The sequence below is a fragment of the Pseudomonas sp. 14P_8.1_Bac3 genome (assembly GCF_025466085.1).
Taxonomy (GTDB): Bacteria; Pseudomonadota; Gammaproteobacteria; order Pseudomonadales; family Pseudomonadaceae; genus Aquipseudomonas.
On the sequence record NZ_JANLOD010000048.1, the window covers coordinates 138010 to 158051 of the forward strand.

Genomic DNA, 20042 nt, shown 5'->3' on the forward strand with positions numbered 1-20042 from the left:
GCGATGGCGGCCTTACAGCCATCGCTGAACCCCAGGTAAACTCCCGGCACTTTAATGGGAACCACTGACATGACCGAAGACACCATCAAGCGCCGGGCCCGCGGTCTGGACCGGGCGTTCGATATCCTCGATTTCCTCAAGGAAATCGGCCAGCCGCTGCGCCCGAATGAAATCGCCAGCGGCATTGGCAGTCCAAAATCCACGGTCTACGAACTGGTGGCCTCGCTGCTGGAACGGCGCATTCTCGAACCCGTGGGCAAGGAAGGTCACGTCTACCTCGGCCGGCAGCTGTACTTCCTCGGCCAGGCGCACCTGCGCCATTTCGACCTGACCCGCGAGGCCGATCATGCCTTGCAGGAGATCGTCAGCCAGACCCATGAAACGGCGCAGATGTGCCTGCTCAACGGGCGCAAATACACCGTGGCGCTGATGAAAGAGGGCGTGCGGCATTTCCGCATTTCCTCGGACATCGGCGAGAACGCGCCCATTCCCTGGACGGCCTCCGGACGCCTGTTGTTGGCGCACCTGAGCGACCAGGAAATCATCGACCTGATCGACCACGACGACTTCATCCTGCCCAACGGCGAACGCCTGCCGCTGGAGCAGTTTCTCGGGGAAATCCGTCAGGCGCACATCGATGGGTTCTTTTCCTTCGACAGCGTTGCCGACACCTTCACCCATTGCTTCGCCGCCCCGGTGAAAGACCCCAACGGCATCGCGATTGCGACCCTGTGCATCGTCGCGCCACGGGCCGATGCCAAGACCCATTACACCGACTACCGCCGGGTGCTGATCGACAGCGCCAACAGCCTCGCCCGGCGGATCAACGAATAACAGCGGCTGCCTGCAGCCGCGAATGTGAGGAGTTTGACCATGACTACTGCCCAACCGACTGCCGCCGTGGAAAAGGGCTTTGCCCAGACCGGCGCCCATCTGGTGCGTGATGTCAGCCTGCCGGCGCTGGTGCTGCACCGCGAAGCGCTGGAACACAACATTCGCTGGATGCAGACGTTCGTCAGCAACAGCGGCGCCGAACTCGCGCCCCATGGCAAGACCAGCATGACCCCGGCGCTGTTCCGCCGCCAACTGGACGCCGGCGCCTGGGGCATCACCCTCGCCAGCGCCACGCAAACCCGCGCCGCGTATGCCCATGGCGTGCGCCGGGTGCTGATGGCCAACCAACTGGTCGGTACGCCGAACATGGCGTTGATTGCAGATCTGCTGGCGGACCCGACGTTCGATTTCCACTGCATGGTCGATCACCCGGACAACGTCGCCGACCTCGGTGCCTATTTCGCGTCGCGCGGCGTGCGGTTGAACGTGATGATCGAGTACGGCGTGGTCGGCGGTCGTTGCGGTTGCCGCTCTGAAGAGGAAGTGGTCGCCCTGGCCAAGGCCATCAACGCGCAACCGGCGCTGGCGTTGACTGGAATCGAAGGCTACGAAGGTGTGATCCATGGCGACCATGCGGTGACCGGGATCCGCGAATTTGCCGCGTCGCTGGTACGTCTGGCGGTGCAGTTGCAGGACAGCGGTGCGTTCGCCATTGCGAAGCCGATCATTACTGCGTCGGGCTCGGCCTGGTACGACCTGATCGCTGAATCCTTCGAAGCGCAAAACGCCGCTGGCCGCTTCCTCAGCGTGTTGCGCCCGGGGAGCTACGTGGCGCATGACCATGGCATCTACAAAGAAGCGCAATGCTGCGTACTCGACCGTCGCAGCGATCTGCACGAAGGCCTGCGCCCGGCGCTGGAAGTCTGGGCTCACGTGCAGTCGTTGCCGGAGCCGGGTTTCGCGGTGATTGCCCTGGGCAAGCGCGACGTGGCGTATGACGCCGGCCTGCCGGTGCCTTTGTTGCGTTACAAGGCCGGTGTGGTGCCGGCGACGGGCGACGATGTCAGCGCCTGCAAGGTGACGGCGGTGATGGACCAGCATGCGTTCATGACCGTGGCGCCGGGGGTTGAGTTGCGCGTGGGCGACATCATTTCGTTCGGCACATCGCACCCGTGCCTGACGTTCGACAAGTGGCGCACCGGGTGCCTCGTTGATGAGCAGTTGAATGTCATCGAAACCATGGAAACCTGTTTCTAAGTCCGAAACCGAGACGTGGCCTTCGCGAGCAAGCCCGCTCCCACATTGGAATGGGACCCGATGTGGGAGCGGGCTTGCCCGCGAAGACGCCTTGTAAGACACCAAAAATGCATCGGACAGACTGAGAAAGAATCATGACTACCATCACCCCCCCACGCATCGCCCTGATCGGCGAATGCATGATCGAACTGCAACACCGCGCCGACGGCAGCCTGCAACAAAGCTTCGGTGGCGATACCCTCAACACTGCGGTCTACCTGTCCCGCGAACTCGGCGAGCGTGGCGCGGTGGATTACGTCACCGCCCTGGGCGATGACAGCTTCAGCGACGCCATGTGCCAAAGCTGGGCCAACGAAAATATCGGCCTGGGCATGGTCCAGCGCTTGCCCGGTCGCTTGCCCGGTTTGTACTGCATCCAGACCGATGCCGCCGGTGAACGCCGCTTTCTCTACTGGCGCAACGAAGCCGCGGTCCGCGATTGCTTCACCACACCGGCGGCGGTGCCGATTCTCGCGGCGCTGCCCGATTACGACGTGCTGTATTTCAGCGGCATTACTCTGGCGGTGCTGGGTGTGCAAGGTCGGGCGAAGTTGCTGGAAACTCTGGTCGAAGCCCGACAGCGGGGCGCGCGGATCGTGTTCGACAACAACTACCGGCCGCGTCTATGGACATCGATAGAGGAAGCGCGGGCGGCGTATCGCAGCGTGCTGCCGTATGTCGACCTGGCATTGCTGACCGTGGATGACGAACAGGCGCTGTTCCATTTTTCCGATAGCGAGGCGGTGTTTGCCGCGTACGAACAGATCGGCACGCCGGAAGTGGTGCTCAAACGCGGTGCCGAGGCCTGTCTGATTCGTTGTCAGGGTGAGTCGTTCGAGGTGCCGGCGCAAAAGGTTGAGCGGGTGGTGGACACCACGGCGGCGGGGGATTCGTTCAGTGCGGCGTATCTGGCCAGTCGGCTCAAGGGTGGTAGCCCGGTGGAGGCGGCCGAGGCCGGGCATCGGTTGGCGAGTCGGGTGATTCAGGTGCCGGGGGCGCTGATCCCCGGATAAGAGCTGGATGGCTGTCTGCTTCGCAGTCGGTTCGCGAGCAAGCCCGCGAAGAGGCCCTCAAGCCAACCGCTCAATCCCGATAAAAAACCTGCACCAGGTGATAGCCAAATTTGCTCTTGATCGGCCCATGCACCACACGTAGCGGTTTCTTGAAGATCACCGCATCGATCACCCCGACCATCTGCCCCGGCCGCACTTCACCAAGATCGCCGCCGCGCTTGCCAGACGGGCAGGTGGAGTATTTCTTGGCCAGCACATCAAAGGCTTCGCCCTTGGCGATGCGTTGTTTGAGTTGCTCGGCTTCTTCCAAGGTTTTCACCAGGATATGGCGGGCTTGAGCTTTCATTGGGACGAGTACCTTGCAACGGTGATGGCAGCGGGGCGCGGGATTATGCCTTAACTCAATCCGATTGGCCGATCATCGTGCGAATCTTGTTGGCCAGCAGGTCGATGGAAAACGGTTTGGCCACCATGTCCATGCCTTCCTCAAGAAAACCCTGGCGTTCCGCGGCTTTCTCCGCATAACCGGTCATGAACAGCACCTTCAGTTCAGGGCGGTGCTGTCGGGCAATTTCTGCCAGCTGCCTTCCGTTCATGCCCGGCAGCCCGACATCCGTCACCAGCAGATCGACGCGCAAGCCGGATTCCAGTAAGGGCAGGGCGGTCTTCGCATCTTGTGCTTCGTGGGCGTGATACCCCAGTTCTTTCAGCAGGTTAAGCACCAGCATGCGCACCGCCGGATCATCTTCCACCAGCACCACGGTTTCCCCGGCAATCGCCGCAGGCGCCTCGCCGCTGAACGGCAGCAGGGTATTTTCCGGCTCCGTGTAACGCAGACGCGGGAGGTACAAACGCACACAAGTGCCCTGGCCCGGCACGCTGTCGAGGCTGACGTGGCCGCCCGACTGCTGGGCAAAGCCATAAATCATCGACAAGCCGAGACCGGTGCCCTGGCCGATGGGTTTGGTGGTGAAGAACGGGTCGAACGCCTTGGCCAGCACCGACGGCGTCATGCCGGTGCCGTTGTCGCTGACGGCAATCATCACGTAATCGCCGGACTTGACCGACTCCACGGGTGTGATGTCATCGCCGTCGAGGTACACGTTGGCGGTTTCGATCAGCAATTCGCCGCGGTCGGGCATGGCGTCGCGGGCGTTGATCACCAGGTTGAGCAGGGCGTTTTCCAGCTGGCTGACGTCGGTACTGACCGGCCAGAGTTCATCGGCCAATCGCAGTTGCATCTGGATGTGATCGCCCTTGGTACGGCTGAGCAGGTCTTCCAGGGAATGAATCAGTTCGTTGGCATTCAGCGGTTTGCGATCCAGCGACTGCCGCCGGGAAAATGCCAACAGGCGATGGGTCAGGGCGGCCGCGCGATTGGCCGACGACACCGCCGCTTCGGTGAAACGGCCGATCTCGGCGGCGCGGCCGTCGGCGATGTAACGCTGCATCAGGTCGAGGCTGCCAATGATTCCGGTGAGCATGTTGTTGAAGTCATGGGCAATGCCGCCCGTGAGCTGACCGACTGCTTCCATCTTTTGTGCGTGCCGCAAGGCGTCTTCGGCCCGTTCGCGCTCGAACATCTCGTTCTGCAAGCGCTGGTTGGCTTCGGCCAGTTGCTGGGTGCGTGCGGCCACACGTTCCTCAAGGGTTTCGTTGAGGTTGCGCAAGGCTTCTTCGGTCAGTTTGCGCTCGGTTTCGTCGATCACGAAAATGTAGAAACCGTTCACCGCGCCGTCCGCTCCGTGACGCGGCAGGTAGTTCATCAAGGCCTGACGGGTGCTGCCATCGCGATGGGGGGTGCTGATACTGAAACAGCAGGTGCGTCCCGCCAGTGCCTCCGCGATGTATTCAGCGCGCAGGGCGTAGGCTTCTTCACCGAGCACTTCACGAATGGTCCGACCGTAAAGCTCCTGGGGCGTCAGGCCGTACCAGTCCAGGTACGCGGCGTTGTTCAGGCGAAAGCGCTCCTCGGCGTCGACGTAGCTGATCAGGATCGGCATCGCGTTGATGATCAGCTGCAACTCGGTCTGGCTTTGGCGCAGCGCTTGTTCCGTGAGTTTGCGTTCGGTCAGGTCGAGGGCCGCGCCGAGGAAGCGAATGGGCCGGCCATGGTGATCCTTGTAACAGCGGCCACGGGCAAACACCCAGCGCAGCTGCCCATCGGCCTGGAGCAAGCGATATTCCTCGGCGTATTCGGTGCCATGGGTAATGCAGTGCTTGATGCCCCGGGTGACCATCCCGCGGTCTTCCGGGTGCACGGCTTCGAGGTAGGCACTGATCGGCAGCTGGCTGGCGAGCAGCGGGTCGACACCGTGCAGTTGGGCGAAATGGCTGTCGGCGATAAAGCGGTCGTCGCTGATGTCCCAGTCCCAGGTGCCGACGGCGTCGGTGGCGGCCAGCGCCAGTTGCAGGCGTTCCTCGGTTTCGCGCTGGGCCTTCAGGCTGGCGGCCGAGCGCTGTTCAAGTTCGAGGGCGATACGCCGGCGCTCGTTGGTTTCGATGGCGGTGACCAGGATGCCAGCGACCTCGGCGCTTTCATCGCGGATCGGGCTGTAGGTCAAATCCAGCCAGAAATCGGAATCTTCACCATCACGTTGCAGGGTAAAACGCTGTTCACTGTAGGTTCGCACCTGACCTTGTAGGACGGCGCTGTAAATCGGGTCAGTAAAGTCCTGGAGCTCTGGCCAGATCAGGTGTGTCGGCTGTCCGAAAGCGTGCGGATGTTTACTGCCGGCCAGCAGGGCGAAGCCGTCGTTGTAAATCTGCGTGAGCGCCGGGCCCCACAGCAACAGCATCGGCATCGGCGAATGAATCACGATGTCCACCGCGGTGCGCAGGCTCTGCGGCCAGTCACTGGCGGCGCCCAGGGGGGTGCACGTCCAGTCCAGTCTGGCAATCAAGGCCTGGGCATCGCTGCCGGTGGGTATTGCGTTCATCAAGGTGTCCTGCATATCTGTCAGTATGGCGGCGTCTACTATCCTGGGGAGGTAGACGCTGTATGGCCCTTTTTCAGGGTCATTCCCGTTCATTGAATGCTTCGCGGATGCTTTTTGCCATGGAAATCGATGCGCTGTTGAAGATCCTGGCCAGCCAGGATGGTTCCGACCTGTACCTGTCCACTGGCGCGCCACCCTGCGCACGGTTCGACGGCGTGCTCAAGCCCTTGACCGACCAACCGTTCAAACCGGGGCAAATCGCCGCCATTGCCACGTCCATCATGGACGCCGAGCAACGGCTGGAGTTCGATCGGGAACTGGAGATGAACCTGGCGATCTCTTTGGCGGGTGTCGGGCGCTTCCGGGTCAATATTTTCAAGCAACGCAACGATGTGTCGATCGTGGCGCGCAACATCAAACTCGACATTCCGCGCTTCGAAGACCTCAAGTTGCCCGCGGTGCTGCTGGACATGGTCATGCTTAAACAGGGGCTGATGCTGGTCGTAGGCGCCACCGATTCGGGCAAGTCTACCTCACTGGCGGCGCTGGTCGATTATCGCAACCGTCACAGCAGCGGGCACATCGTCACCATCGAGGATCCGATCGAGTACATCCATCGGCACAAGAAATCGATCATCAATCAGCGCGAGGTCGGCGTGGATACCCGCAGCTTTCACGCCGCGTTGAAAAACACCCTGCGCCAGGCGCCGGACGTTGTGCTGATCGGAGAAATCCGCGACCGCGAAACCATGGAACACGCGCTGGCGTTTGCCGATACCGGGCACCTGGTGATTTCTACCCTGCATGCCCACAACGCCCATCAGGCGCTGGACCGCATCATCAATTTCTTCCCGGAAGAACGGCACACACAACTGTTGCATGACCTGAGCCACAACCTGAAAGCGTTCGTCTCGCAACGCCTGGTACGCACCCGCGACGGCCAGCGCCGGGCGGCGGTGGAAGTGATGCTGGGCACGCCGACCATCGGCGACCTGATCCGGCGCCACGAACTCGACGACCTGAAAGGGATCATGGAGAAGTCAGTGGAGTTGGGCATGCAGACGTTCGATAGCGCGCTGTACGCGCTGGTGGTGGAGGGTGCAATCGATGAGGAGGAAGCATTGAAAAACGCCGATTCGGTCAACAATTTGCGCCTGCGCCTCAAGTTGCACGCCGAATCGACCCCCGCTGCCCACACGCCACCGGGTGAATGGGGATTGATGGACTGACGAAACCCCTTGTGGGAGCGGGCTTGCTCGCGAAGGCTGAGGGTCTGAGACATCCAGGTCACTGACGCACCGCCTTCGCGAGCAAGCCCGCTCCCACAGGGGAATGATGATGTATGCCAGGAACGGCATAAGCGATTTATAGAAGAGATTTCCGCCACCGGTCTTTAGGCTCACAAGTCGATCCAGTCAAAACGGAAATCCGCTTGGTGCCTTCTCTAAACGCGACACAGGTTCACTTCCAGCCGAAGCTGGTTACACATCTCAACGACTTGAACACGCACACGTTCCTCTCCGAAAGCCTGCTTCGCGTCGGCAATAGTCCCAACGCCCTGGCAAACCTCATGGCCATCGTGAATGGCATGTCCGCTGAATCGAGTGACGGTATCGCTCCTCCGGTGCTGCACCAACGGATATTGAGCCAGGCCGCACCGGACTTCCGTGATCAGGAGGACGTGGATACTCGATGGCTCGCGCTGCAAAAGCACCTGCAGACCGCCACGCTCACTGAGCAGGAGGTATTGGCGGTGCTCGGTAACGAGCGCGATATTTTGCACACAACCAACACAGGCAAGGCCATTAAAGGGCTGTTTGCGCAAGCGATGTTGCGTTCGATTCGGCCTGTTGGTTCGTTGGATGAAAGTCGCCTGAAAGAGATTGTCGACGTGATTTGCGACTTGCCACGGGCTCAATGGCAGAGCGCCTTGGGCGAAAACGTGCGGTTCCCCAGCGGGCAGGAAAACCCGCAAGGCGTCACGGGTTTCATACAGGCTCAACTGGACCGTTCAAGTGCTTTGCGCGACAAGCGGATCGAGAACTTCGAACTGATCTCCGATCAGCAATGGCAAACCCTCAAGACGCTTGCGGAAAAAGGTCAGGACTATATCCGTAAAAGTGATGGCGACGTTTACAGGGCGATGATGAAACTGGACGAAGAGCCGCAGATGCAGCCTTCTCCCCAGGAGGCGCACGCACGACTGGAAGCCTTCATCGACCAGCTGGAACAGGGCACGGTGAAACGAGCGCGTTGGCCGGAGCGCTATCTGACAGAGGTCAAGGCACTGCGCGATAAGGTCGACCCCCACGAGGGTGCGGCGCCAAGTGCGTGGGACTGGCTGGATGGCCCGAGTTGGCTGGAAGGCCTGCGTGCGCATCCGTCCTCGGAGCCGGTGAACGCAACGCCGACGGCAACGAGTGTTGCCTCGTCGGACGATGGCGCCACGTGGTTGCTGGAAGAACTCGAAGCCTTTGAACGCAGTACCGATTTTTACACCCACGTTGCTACGGGGGATGCAGGTATTCCCGAGGGGGTGTTTGCCAGGTTTTTGTGGGCCTGCAATGTCCTGAAAACGTTCAATCTGCTGGAACTCGACCATAGCCACATCACCACCGGGCCCGGACCGAAGCCTAGTGGCGAGGCATGGAAAAACGGCACAACGGATTTTTACAGATTGCCGATAGGGCCCGACGCTGCTGGTGCGCAATCTCTGCTTGAAACAAATCCACTGGTGTTGCTGGAACAACTCGTGACGCAGGCGGATGACTTGTTCACTCAAATCACCCGCAAAGTGCTGCCGTGGGACAGTGCTTCTGCAACTGACGAAGTGATAGAGATGCTTCCGCCCGTTTACCGATCAACGACGGAAGTCGACCCGACAACATTTGCAGCGCAAGCGGAAGTGGTGCGAGAGCAAATGGGTTCATTGCTGACCCGGATGAGCAGCTATTTAGTCGGCGCGGGTGCGGCGGCACTCGGGCGGGCAGGTGAGTTGATCGTGGAGAATCCCGTGAAAGCGACGGGGCTGGTTGGCCTCTATCTGGCGCTCCAGCAATTGTGCGCCCATGTGTTCCTGCCCGAACCGGAACCATTGGTTGATCCTTTGCAGGGCCTCTTATCCGATCCGGAGACCGTGCGTGATGAAGCCTCCGTTGCCTACGACAACATTATGCTGGGCATCCAGGAGCTTTTTGACGATCTGCCGACATTTGCAGAAGACGTCGAGCGACTCGTCAGCCAATCCGATGAGCTTGATCCCGTTGACGACCCACTGGTGCTCGCGGGAATCGAGATCTTGTTGAAAAAAGTGGTGCCCGATAATACGCAAAACGTTACTTACAGGGACTATGTGAGTGACACCCTTCAATCAGCGTTGGTCGATGCGCTGGATGAGTTCATGGATGAGCCGGACGGTTCAGCGACCGATCCTGACGACGTTCGTCCGTCTGAAATGCTTACGTCCGATGAATCCGCAAGCCACCGTAACAGCCGCAGCCTGCTCAACAGCGCGGGCCTGTCTTCCAATGTTCAAATCTCGGAAGACGGCGAAGCAGATCATTCATTGGCACGCCTGGTGATTCAGGCGGGTCAGCAAGCAGCCGATGCCCGGATTGCTCTTCAATCAGCTGAAGAAATCGCCCCCGGCGTCCCGATCCAGCACGTTGCAGACCGCTTTATCGAAGCGTTTACCGCGACCCAAAAGCTGTCTGATCCACTGCAGTTCATGAGTTCGGTCGTTGAACACGCCATTGAGAAATCCGGTTTGCCGAAAAACATAACGTCGACGCTTACGCCTGAGACAAGGTTTACGGTCGAATACGACTCGCCCAGACCCGTCGCAAGCAAAGGAAATTTTTATCCGATTCATAAATACCGCTATCAGGGTTTTACCTTGCTGGAACTCTTTGCCGGCCAGCATGAGAGAGCCGCGAAGTCACGCGAAGACATAAAAATACTGTGGCCTGCGGGGTACACGGCCGACTTCAAGAAAACCGTCACGGACAATGATTTTCCGGAGGAATTCGAGAAGAAGGCCAAAGAGGTGCTCGCCCAGCCGGCCGCGGCAAATTTGTGGAAGGCGAATAAAAAACTGGAGTTGAAGCAACTCATCAAAAATTATTCGCGCAGCGGTAACGCCACTGCGACGGGAAAGACGGTTGCCAGCAGTTTTCTCGACGGAAACATACAAGCGAGGGCCATCTCCATAGCCAATGGCCCCTTGAGCGGCCTTGATCACGTCGCTAATGCAGTCTACGTGCACCCTGAAAACAGCACGGTCGGCTTGTTTGTTTTTCTAGGTGGAGAAGGCAAGGTTATCGAGTGCCCACTCGATTTATTCAAGGAAGGTGGTCGTTCGATAGAGGAGTTTCCGGAGCTGCGTAATGAGCTATCGAAGCGAATTCCTATCAAGGCACTGCTTTCCCGCGGTGAAGATGATTTCAAATACAGCCAAGGCATATTTGATCTCAAGGATCTGCACTGGAGCGACATTTTCAAACCCCTTATTCCCACGTTGATAGGTAACGTGGACAAACTTAAAACACCCTATTGGCCGATAGTGATGGGGCGGGCGGACGGTGCTGATTTCGATCTTTTTGATGAACTGCATCATCGCCAGAGCGTAAAGATGATGTCCGATATCGACACATTGACCTCGACGAAGGGTGAGCGCATTGCTGATTTTCTACTGGAACTCATGAGCGATTCGTTGGCCGCGGCGTCCTGCATTCTTGCCGTGCCTGAGGCGGGTGCGGTGGCGAAAGCCTTGGCGTTGCTGTTTGGCATCGGCTCGTCAGCCACGGAATATGCTCGCAGCCTGGTCGATGATGATCCTCAGCAGGCGGATCGACACAAGGCCAATGGTATACGCGGAGCCGTTTTCGAACTGGCAGCGCCGTTTGCCGGAAAACTGTTGGGTAAAGGCATTTCCTACGCGATGAAGAAACGCCTCGCCGGCACGATCCTGGAGCGTTTGAAGTCACTGGGGCATCTGCCGCCGGGCATCGTCAAGCATCTGCCGAAATTCGACATGCCGAAACTGGCGGTGAATATGGCTAAGGGAACCCGTAAATGGATTCCTCCGAAAGTCCAGGACTTGCAGTGGACTAACAAGAAGCTGCTGGCAAGATTCAAGAATTACCAGGTGATCAGGAGACTGAACAACCTGGAGCAGGGGCCGCACATTGCACAAAAACTGATGGACAGGACGGGGCTCGTTATTTATCGCGGGAAAAAAGCCGGGTATGTCTACAAAGGGTTTGTCATGCGCGGGGATATGCGAGCCCCTGACGAAGTGTTTCGCGAGGGGTTCAAACTTCGTGCTCCGGTCACGGACGTTAAACAGGTCAATGGCATGAACGGCGGCTTTGGTGGCGGTAAAAATGCGCTGGACCCCGACGGCATGGGGGTTTCCACTTCCGCGTTTTACAGTGATGGTGGCGTGGGTGCGTACCATTACGGAGGTGGCAAGGGCGGATACACCTATCTGGTGGACGCCAGGGACATGATCGGTTTCGACCTATATAGAAACCGTAACTTCGACTCTATAAAGCCGGAACGAATTGGTTTTAAACCAGTGGAAATAAATTTCGGAAACGATATTCCTGGTTCGAGGATTGTGGGAGCCTACGGCCCTAATGGCGAATTCATACGCAATGATCGCGCTATCGCGCGCAGCATCAGGAACAGTGAGCCCAACCCGCTCCAACCCCCGTTGCCGTTCAAAAAGTATGTAAAGGAAACCAACGCCACCATCGCCTCGACATTGTCGCCCGGCTGTCCCTACTAAATCCTCTCACGCCCCCACGCAGTGACTACGCTTGCTGGAGATGCCCCAACGAGCATGTCCATGCAAGCGCTGCTGCAGTATTTCAAGGCGATCCTGCGCCCCGGCCCCGGGGTGCCATTGTTCGCCTTGAGGACCATCGCCGCCGGGCTGTTGACCTTGTACCTGGCGTTCCTGTTCGACCTCGACCAGCCCAAATGGTCGATCATGGCCGTGGTCATCGTCAGCCAACCCATGGGTGGCATGGCGTTGGCGCGCAGTTTTGGTCAGGTCATTGGCACCACCCTGGGTGCGGCGGTGGCGGTGGTGATCATGGCGATCTTTCCGCAAGCGCCGCTGCCTTTTCTCATCACGCTGGCGTTATGGCTGGCGCTGTGCACCGCCGGCGGCACGTTGTTGCGATACACCAGTTCCCAGGCGTTCGTGCTCAGTGGTTATACGGCGGTGGTGGTGGGATTTCTGGCGGTGCCTGATCAGGACGGCACCTTTCTGTTGGCCGTGACCCGCGTGACCGAGACGCTGTTGGCGGTGGCCTGCGTGTGTGTCGTCAGCTTGCTGACTGCACGCCCCGAAACGGTCGCCCGCGACTATTTCAGCAAGATCGATCAAATCACCCGGTTGCTGGCCACCCATGCCAGTGCGGTCATACGCACTAACGAAAGCGAGGCCGATTTTCAACGCAGGCAAATGCAGCTGCTCGGCCAGATCAGCGCGCTGGAGGGCGTGCGGCGCCATTTGTATTACGACGCGCCACGCCTGCGCAGTGCCGACGACCTGGTGCAATTGCTCGGCAATCAACTGCTGTTGCTAACCGCACGGCTCACCGCGCTACGTCATCAGCGCGAGTTGTTGCTCGAGCGCTGGGAAGGCGAGTTGCCCGTTGAGATTCAGAGCGTGCTCGCCGAGGAAGCAGCGCTGCTCGACGAACTGGCGCGGCAGGGAAGAGCGCTGCCGACTGAACAGCGACGCCAGTTCGCAACGCTGCAGAAACGTTTCGAGGCGCTGGCCTACCGTTCGGAGCAACTCGTCGAACCCTTGTCGGCGACCCTGCGTTCGTTGTCCTGGTCATTGCGCTGGGAGCAGGCGCGGCTGCTGGAGCAATTTGAGACGATTCTGGAGTTGAGCGATGCAATCCAGAGTGGACGCCGGGCCAGCAGCCTTCATCGCGGACAAAAAAATACGCTGCACATGGACTACACGTTGGCTGCGATGAACGCGATCCGCGCGTTTTGCGCACTGATGGTGGCCGGGATGCTGTGGATCGAGACCGGTTGGGACGGCGCCCGTGGCGGGATGATCGTCACCGGGATTCTCTGTTCGCTGATGGCGACGTTTCCGCGACCGCTGCTGGCGGTCCAGAGTTATGCCCGAGGTCTGGCGCTGGCGTTGGTGGCATCGGCGATTCTGCAGTTTGCGCTGGTGCCAATGATCAGCAATTTCGAGCTGTTGGCCTTGTTGCTCGCGCCGTTGCTGTACGCCGTCGCGGTGGGGCTGTCCAGTCCAGCCACAACGGGCACGGGGATCGGTCTGGGGCTGACGACGTTTCTGCTGCTGGGACCGCAAAACTATGGCCTGGGACAGAACACCGCCATCCAGTGGTTCGAGTTTGCCGGCGCCTATGTCTGCGCCGCGACGTTGGCGTTGAGCGTTTATGCGTTGATTTTTCCCTTCAGGCCCCAGTTGCGGATTCGCCGCTTGTACAAGGAAAGCCGCGAGCAGGTCTACGCCTTGCTGAAGATCCCGGCCACCGATGAAAACCAGTTCGCCTTCGAAAGCCGCATGGTCGACCGCCTGACCAGCATGCTGGGTCTGTTGCCGGCCATTCAGGCCCCGAGCGCACGGGATCTCTTTAACGTCAGCCTCGGCGGCATGGCCCTTGGTACGGCCTTGAACCAGCTCAGGCAGCAGGGGCAGAACAATCCGTTACTCAGCGCAGACATGCAAAGCCGGCTGTTCGCCGCGGTCGGGGAAACCGGGCGGCTGGTCGCCGGGCGCCCCGACGTTGACGTGGATCGCGTGCTCGACAGTCTGCATGCCTTGGGTGATGAACTGGATGCGCTGCATTGCAGCGTGCATGAACAACTATGGTCGGTGTTCCGCATGCGCGTCGCGCTGCTGATCGCGGTGGCGTTCCTGGAACGCTACCGCGACCATTTCCATCCTGTAACGCCACAGGGAGTACCTGCGCTTGCCCATTGATCTGGAACTGGGCGGGGTCTACCTGCCGCCAATCGCTCAGGCGCTGCTGCTGGGCCTGCCGGTTTTTCTGTTGCTGGACTGGATTCTGCGGCGTCTCGGCGTGTTGCAGTTTGTCTGGCATGAAGCGTTGTTCGAGGGCGCGTTGTACGCCTGCGTGTGCGCGACATTGATTCTGCTGATGGGAGCCTGATGCATTGAAGAAGATTCTTGCCCGTCTGACGACGGTGGCGGTGGTGGTGTTGGCCTTCGTACTCGGCTGGTTTGCCTGGGAGCATTACACCCGGGCGCCCTGGACGCGGGACGCCCGGGTGCGTGCCGATGTGGTGACCTTGTCCGCCGACGTCGCGGGACGCATCGTCAACCTCGGCGTGCAGGATAATCAGCATGTGGAGAAGGGCCAGTTGCTGCTGGAAATCGATCCGTCGCGCTATGCCCTGGCGGTGGATCATGCCAAGCGCTCGGTGGAAGTGGCGAAGGCTTCGCTGGGGCAATCCGAAGCCACCATCGTCGCCAGTCAGGCGCTGCTGAAACAGCGGCAGAGCGAAGAGCGCCGGCGCAGGACGCTGAAGGAGGGCGCGGCAATTTCCGGCGAAGAGTGGGAAAAATCCAGCACCGATGTTGCGGTGGCCCAGGCCGATTTGCTGCGCAATCAGGCCAACCTCGGCTTTGCCCAGGCGAATGTGCAACTGGCGATCGCCGCCCTGGCCGAGGCGGAACATGACCTGGAGCGCACACGGGTGGAATCGCCGGTCAGCGGCTACGTCACCAACCTGCTGACCCGTCAGGGCGACTACGCGACGGCGGGCGGTCCGCTGGTGGCGCTGGTCGACAGCGAATCCTTTTACATCAGCGGTTATTTCGAAGAAACCAAACTGCCGCGAATCGCCGAGGGTGACCGGGTCGATATCGAATTGATGAGTGGCGAACGGTTCGGCGGCACCGTGCAAAGCATCGCCTTCGCCATCGCCGACCGCGAAAACCTGCCGGGCGGCCGCCTGCTGGCCAACATCAACCCTAGCTACACCTGGGTAAAACTGGCCCAACGGGTGCCGGTGCGGATCAGCATCGATGACGACTATGAGGGCAAAGCCAAACTGCGGGCGGGGACGACGGCCACCGTGACCGTCCAGGAAAAGGCTCACCGCTAACCCCGTAGGAGCCAGCATGCTGGCGATGGTCGTCAACGATAACGCGGGAAACCAGATGCCCAGCGGCGCACATGGTTTTTTCGCGAGCAAGCTCGCTCCTACAGGGGCAAGCGCCGGCCACGGACAAAAAAAAGCCCCGCGACCGAATGAGGCGCGGGGCAAAGGAATTTGGTTGGTTGCGGCCAACCAAAAGAGCACGGTTACTTGCTGGCGACGGTCTCCGGTTGCCAGCCGCCGCCAAGGGCCTTGTAGATCGCGACGATGCCGCGATACAGGTCGATTTCGGCCTGGGCCTGGGTGTCTTCCGCCGCCAGACGTTCGCGTTGGGCGTCGAGCAGGACGAGGAAGTCCGACGAGCCTTCGCGGTAGCGAATTTCCGCCAGGTCGGCGGCGGCGCGGCTGGATTCACTCTGACGAATCAGCGAAATCAGGCGTTGCTGGCGCTTGCCGTAATCGCTGAAAGCGTTTTCCGATTCTTCCAGGGCCAGCAGTACTCGCTGTTCGTAGGTCGCCAGGGCGCCTTCGGCATCGGCATCGGCGCCGCGCAACCGGGCGCGGACGCTGCCAAGGTCGAACGCGGCCCAGGTGATGCTTGGACCCAGCGCCCAGGCATTGGCCGCCGAGGAACCGATCTGCGAACCCCGGCCGGCGGTCCAGCCCAGGAAACCGCTAAGGCTGACCCGCGGAAACAGATCGGCCTTGGCCACGCCAATTCGCGCCGTGGCCGACGCCAGTTTGCGTTCGGCGCTGAGGATGTCCGGACGACGCTGCAGCAGTTCACCCGGATCACCGATCGGCAAGGCCTTGGCAATCGCCGGCAGGTCTTTCGGGCTCAAGTCCACGGTCAGCTTGTCCGGACGTTCACCCAACAGGGTGGCGATGCGGTTTTTCTGCCGAACCTGTTCGGCCTGCAATTGCGGCACGCTGGCTTCGACGGACGCCAGGCGGGCGTCGGCGCGGACCACATCGAGCTGATCGCCGACACCGGCGTCACGCAGGCTTTCGGTGATCTTGCGCGATTCCTGCTGGTTGTTCAGGTTGGCCAGGGCAATCTTTTCCCGCAGTTGTGCTCCGCGCAGTTGACCGTAGGCGTCCACCAGCTCGGCAATCATGGTGACTTGCAGCTGGTACAGATCGGCTTCGGCCGCTTGCTGTTCGGCCTCGCTGGATTCCAGGTTGCGCTGGATCCGCCCGAACAGGTCGAGTTCCCAGGCCATGTCCAGGCCGAGGTCATAGCGTTCGCGATTGACCCGTTGGGTGGTCTGGCCGGGAATCTGGCCTTTGCCCAAATCACTGCTGGCGCGGCTGGTGATGGTTGGCATGGCGTCATTGCTGACGTCATCGCGGATCGCCCGGGCCGCTTTCCAGCGGGCGAAGGCCACGCGCAGATCACGGTTGCCCTGCAGGGATTGCGTCACCAACTGGTTGAGGGTCGGGTCTTCGAACTGCTGCCACCAGACGCCCTCGAAACGCGAGCGGTCGAAGTTTTTCTGGCCGGCGGCGCCATCGGTGGCGGTAGTGATATTGGCCGGTTCAGTGGCTGGAGTCTTGTAGTCCGGGCCCACGGCACAGGCGCTCAGGGCCAGTACCAACAGGCTCGGCAGGAAGGCTTTCAGGCTCATTGTTGCGCCTCCAGTGGCTTTTGAAGAGTGTGCGCCTTGGCCGCTTTGCGCTTCTCGCCGCGCTCAACGAAATTACGGATCAACACGTAGAACACCGGCGTCAGCAACAGACCGAAGAAGGTCACCCCGAGCATCCCGGAGAACACCGCCACACCCATGGCGTGACGCATTTCGGCACCGGCACCGCTGGAGAAAACCAATGGAACCACACCCATGATGAACGCGAAGGAGGTCATCAGGATCGGCCGCAGACGCAGACGGCACGCTTCGAGCACCGCAGCCAGCGGGCTCATGCCTTCATCCTGCTGTTTATCCTTGGCAAACTCGACGATCAGAATCGCGTTCTTACACGCAAGTCCCACCAGTACGATCAAGCCGATCTGGGTGAAGATGTTGTTGTCGCCTCCCGAAGCAATCACACCGGTAATGGCCGACAGCAGGGTCATGGGTACGATCAGGATCACCGCCAGTGGCAGGCTCCAGCTTTCGTACTGTGCCGCGAGTACCAGGAACGCCAGCAATACGCAGAGCGGGAACACGAACAGCGCGGTGTTGCCGGACAGGATCTGCTGGTAGGTCAGGTCGGTCCACTCGTAGGTCATGCCGTTAGGAAGTTCATCCTTGAGCAGTTTCTCGATGGCTTGTTCGGCCTGGCCGGAGCTGTAGCCGGGTGCGGCCGCGCCGTTGATTTCAGCGGTGATGAAGCCGTTGTAGTGCATGACACGGTCCGGGCCCGAGGTATCGCTGACCTTGATGAAGGTCGCCAGCGGGATCATCTCGCCCTTGTTGTTACGCACTTTCAGCTGACCGATCTGGTCCGGCTCGAGGCGGAACTGCTGCTCGGCCTGAACGTTGACCTGATAGGTGCGACCGAAGCGGTTGAAGTCGTTGGCATACAGCGAACCCAGATAGATCTGCAGGGTGTCGAAGATGTCGCTGACGGCCACGCCGTGGGTCTTGGCTTTTTCCCGGTCGATGGCGGCATCGACCTGCGGCACGTTCACGGTGTAGCTGGTGAACAGCCCGGCCAGTTCCGGCACGTTGTGGCTTTTATTGATGATGTTCATGGTTTCTTTGTACAGCTCGTCGTAGCCCAGGTTGCCCCGGTCTTCGATCTGCAGGCGGAAACCACCGATGGTGCCCAGGCCTTGTACCGGCGGCGGCGGGAAGATCGCCATGTAGGCTTCCTGGATCCCGGCGTACTGGCCGTTCAAGGCACCGGCAATCGCACCGGCGGACATGCTCGGGTCTTTACGTTCGTCGAACGGTTTCAGGGTCACGAACACGATGCCGGCGTTCGGGCTGTTGGTAAAACCGTTGATCGACAGGCCAGGGAACGCCACGGCGCTTTCCACGCCCGGCTGTTTCAGCGCGAGATCAGACATGCGTTTGATCACGTCTTCGGTACGGTCCAGGCTCGAAGCGTCCGGCAGTTGCGCGAAGGCCACCAGGTATTGCTTGTCCTGGCCAGGTACGAAACCGGTCGGGGTGTGGGCGAAACCGAAGAAGGTCAGCACCATCAGGCCTGCGTACAGCAGCAGGGCAATACTGCTGCTGCGGATAACCCGGGCTACGGTGCCAACATAGCCATGGCTGGCGCGTTCGAAGAACCGGTTGAACGGACGGAATAGCCAGCCGCCCAACAGTTTATCAAGCACTTTGGTAAAGCGATCTTTCGGCGCATGGTGGCTCTTGAGCAGCACGGCGGCCAGGGCCGGGGACAGTGTCAGCGAGTTGAACGCCGAGATCACGGTCGAGATGGCAATGGTCAGAGCGAACTGTTTGTAGAACTGGCCGGTGAGCCCGGAAATGAACGCCGCCGGGATAAATACCGCACACAGCACCAGCGCCGTCGCGATGATCGGCCCGGTCACCTCTCGCATGGCTTTCTTGGTGGCTTCTACAGGCGTCTCTCCCAGCTCGATGTGCCTTTCCACGTTCTCCACCACCACGATGGCGTCGTCCACCACGATACCGATGGCCAGTACCAATCCGAACAATGACAAGGCGTTCAGCGAGAAGCCGAACAGGTGCATCACCGCGAACGTACCGATCAGCGACACCGGCACCGCCACTAACGGGATGATCGAGGCGCGCCAGGTCTGCAGGAACAGGATCACCACCAGCACCACGAGAATCAGCGCTTCGAAGAGGGTGTGGACCACCGCCTCGATGGAGCCGCGCACGAAGATCGTCGGGTCATAGACGATGCTGAAGTCCATGCCTTCCGGGAAGCTCTTCTTCAGCTCCGCCATCTTGTCGCGCACTTCGTTGGAGATTTCGATCGCGTTGGAACCCGGACGCTGGAAGATCGGGATCGCCACCGCCGGCTGATTGTTCAGCAACGAACGCAAAGCGTACTGGCTGGAGCCCAGCTCGACGCGAGCGATGTCTTTCAGGCGGGTGATTTCACCGTTGTCGCCGGAGCGAATGATGATGTTCTCGAACTCTTCCTCGGACACCAGGCGACCCTGGGTGTTGACCGAGAGCTGGAAGGCCGTGGCATTCGGCGCAGGTGGCGCGCCCAGGGCACCGGCGGCGACCTGCCGGTTCTGCTCACGAATCGCCGTGACCACATCGGTCGCGGTGAGGTTGCGCGAAGCAGTCTTGTTCGGGTCGAGCCACACCCGCAGGGAGTAATCGCCCATGCCGAACAGCTGCACATCCCCGACACCGCCCAGACGCGCCAGCTCATCCTTGATGTTGAGCAGGGCGTAGTTGGACAGGTACAGCATGTCGTAGCGTTTGTCCGGCGAGGTCAGGTGCACCACCATGGTCAGGTCAGGCGACGCCTTGTCCACGGTGATACCGATGCGCGTCACTTCTTCTGGAAGTTTCGGCTCGGTCCGGGTCACGCGGTTCTGAACCTGCACCTGCGCGTTGTCCAGGTCAGTGCCCAGGGCGAAGGTGATGGTCAGGGTGATCTTGCCGTCAGCGGTGGACTGCGAGGACATGTACAGCATGTTCTCGACGCCGGTGATGGCTTGCTCCAGAGGAGCGGCCACGGTTTCACCAATCACTTTCGGGTTGGCACCCGGGAAGTTGGCACGGACCACAACGGTCGGCGGCACGACTTCCGGGTATTCGCTGATCGGCAACTGGAACAGCGAGATGGCGCCGGCGATCAGGATCAGCAGCGACAGCACCGCTGCGAAGATCGGCCGTGAAATGAAGAATTGGGAAAAATTCATCGGAGTTGTTGT

The 20042-nt window shown here is 60.3% G+C and carries 12 protein-coding genes; 8 read left to right on the forward strand and 4 right to left on the reverse strand.

Annotation, left to right across the window (positions count from 1 at the left end; translation table 11 throughout):
* Positions 1-69: 69 nt before the first annotated feature.
* The 3 genes from NTD84_RS13475 (at position 70) to NTD84_RS13485 (ending at position 3143) form a co-directional block, all read left to right on the forward strand.
* Entirely contained in the window at positions 70-834 is a 765-nt protein-coding gene (locus NTD84_RS13475; RefSeq protein ID WP_262166168.1) for an IclR family transcriptional regulator, read from the forward strand.
* A 39-nt stretch (positions 835-873) separates the two neighbouring features.
* Complete coding sequence (locus tag NTD84_RS13480; RefSeq protein ID WP_262166170.1) at positions 874-2091, forward strand: amino acid deaminase; 1218 nt, start codon at positions 874-876, stop codon at positions 2089-2091.
* A gap of 134 nt (positions 2092-2225) precedes the next feature.
* Positions 2226-3143, forward strand: coding sequence for a sugar kinase (locus NTD84_RS13485; RefSeq protein ID WP_262166171.1), 918 nt, complete (start codon positions 2226-2228; stop codon positions 3141-3143).
* A 70-nt stretch (positions 3144-3213) separates the two neighbouring features.
* Here NTD84_RS13485 and NTD84_RS13490 read toward each other — a convergent pair whose 3' ends face one another.
* Both NTD84_RS13490 and NTD84_RS13495 read right to left on the reverse strand, forming a co-directional pair.
* Positions 3214-3489, reverse strand: coding sequence for a peptidylprolyl isomerase (locus NTD84_RS13490; RefSeq protein WP_262166172.1), 276 nt, complete (start codon positions 3487-3489; stop codon positions 3214-3216).
* A gap of 55 nt (positions 3490-3544) precedes the next feature.
* Positions 3545-6082, reverse strand: coding sequence for a PAS domain-containing sensor histidine kinase (locus NTD84_RS13495; RefSeq protein ID WP_262166173.1), 2538 nt, complete (start codon positions 6080-6082; stop codon positions 3545-3547).
* Between the two features lie 119 nt (positions 6083-6201).
* Between NTD84_RS13495 and NTD84_RS13500 the strand changes: the two genes are divergently transcribed.
* From NTD84_RS13500 to NTD84_RS13520, 5 genes are all read left to right on the forward strand, one after another.
* A complete protein-coding gene (locus tag NTD84_RS13500) occupies positions 6202-7311 on the forward strand; it encodes a PilT/PilU family type 4a pilus ATPase (RefSeq protein ID WP_262166540.1) in 1110 nt (369 codons plus the stop codon).
* 206 nt (positions 7312-7517) lie between these two features.
* Positions 7518-11873 carry a hypothetical protein gene (locus tag NTD84_RS13505; RefSeq protein ID WP_262166174.1) on the forward strand — a complete coding sequence of 1452 codons (4356 nt, stop codon included), beginning with the start codon at positions 7518-7520 and terminating at the stop codon, positions 11871-11873.
* A 60-nt stretch (positions 11874-11933) separates the two neighbouring features.
* Positions 11934-14069 carry an FUSC family protein gene (locus NTD84_RS13510; protein WP_262166176.1) on the forward strand — a complete coding sequence of 712 codons (2136 nt, stop codon included), beginning with the start codon at positions 11934-11936 and terminating at the stop codon, positions 14067-14069.
* On the forward strand, positions 14059-14259 hold the full coding sequence (locus NTD84_RS13515) for a DUF1656 domain-containing protein (protein WP_262166179.1): 201 nt from the start codon (positions 14059-14061) through the stop codon (positions 14257-14259). The genes NTD84_RS13510 and NTD84_RS13515 overlap by 11 nt, the downstream gene beginning before the upstream one ends.
* Positions 14260-14263: 4 nt before the next feature.
* On the forward strand, positions 14264-15217 hold the full coding sequence (locus NTD84_RS13520) for an HlyD family secretion protein (RefSeq protein ID WP_262166181.1): 954 nt from the start codon (positions 14264-14266) through the stop codon (positions 15215-15217).
* A gap of 200 nt (positions 15218-15417) precedes the next feature.
* Here NTD84_RS13520 and NTD84_RS13525 read toward each other — a convergent pair whose 3' ends face one another.
* Together NTD84_RS13525 and NTD84_RS13530 are read right to left on the reverse strand one after the other, a co-directional pair.
* Positions 15418-16839: an efflux transporter outer membrane subunit gene (locus tag NTD84_RS13525; protein WP_262166183.1), complete on the reverse strand. Its 1422-nt coding sequence runs from the start codon at positions 16837-16839 to the stop codon at positions 15418-15420.
* On the reverse strand, positions 16836-20030 hold the full coding sequence (locus NTD84_RS13530; RefSeq protein ID WP_262166185.1) for an efflux RND transporter permease subunit: 3195 nt from the start codon (positions 20028-20030) through the stop codon (positions 16836-16838). The genes NTD84_RS13525 and NTD84_RS13530 overlap by 4 nt, the downstream gene beginning before the upstream one ends.
* Positions 20031-20042: the final 12 nt, after the last annotated feature.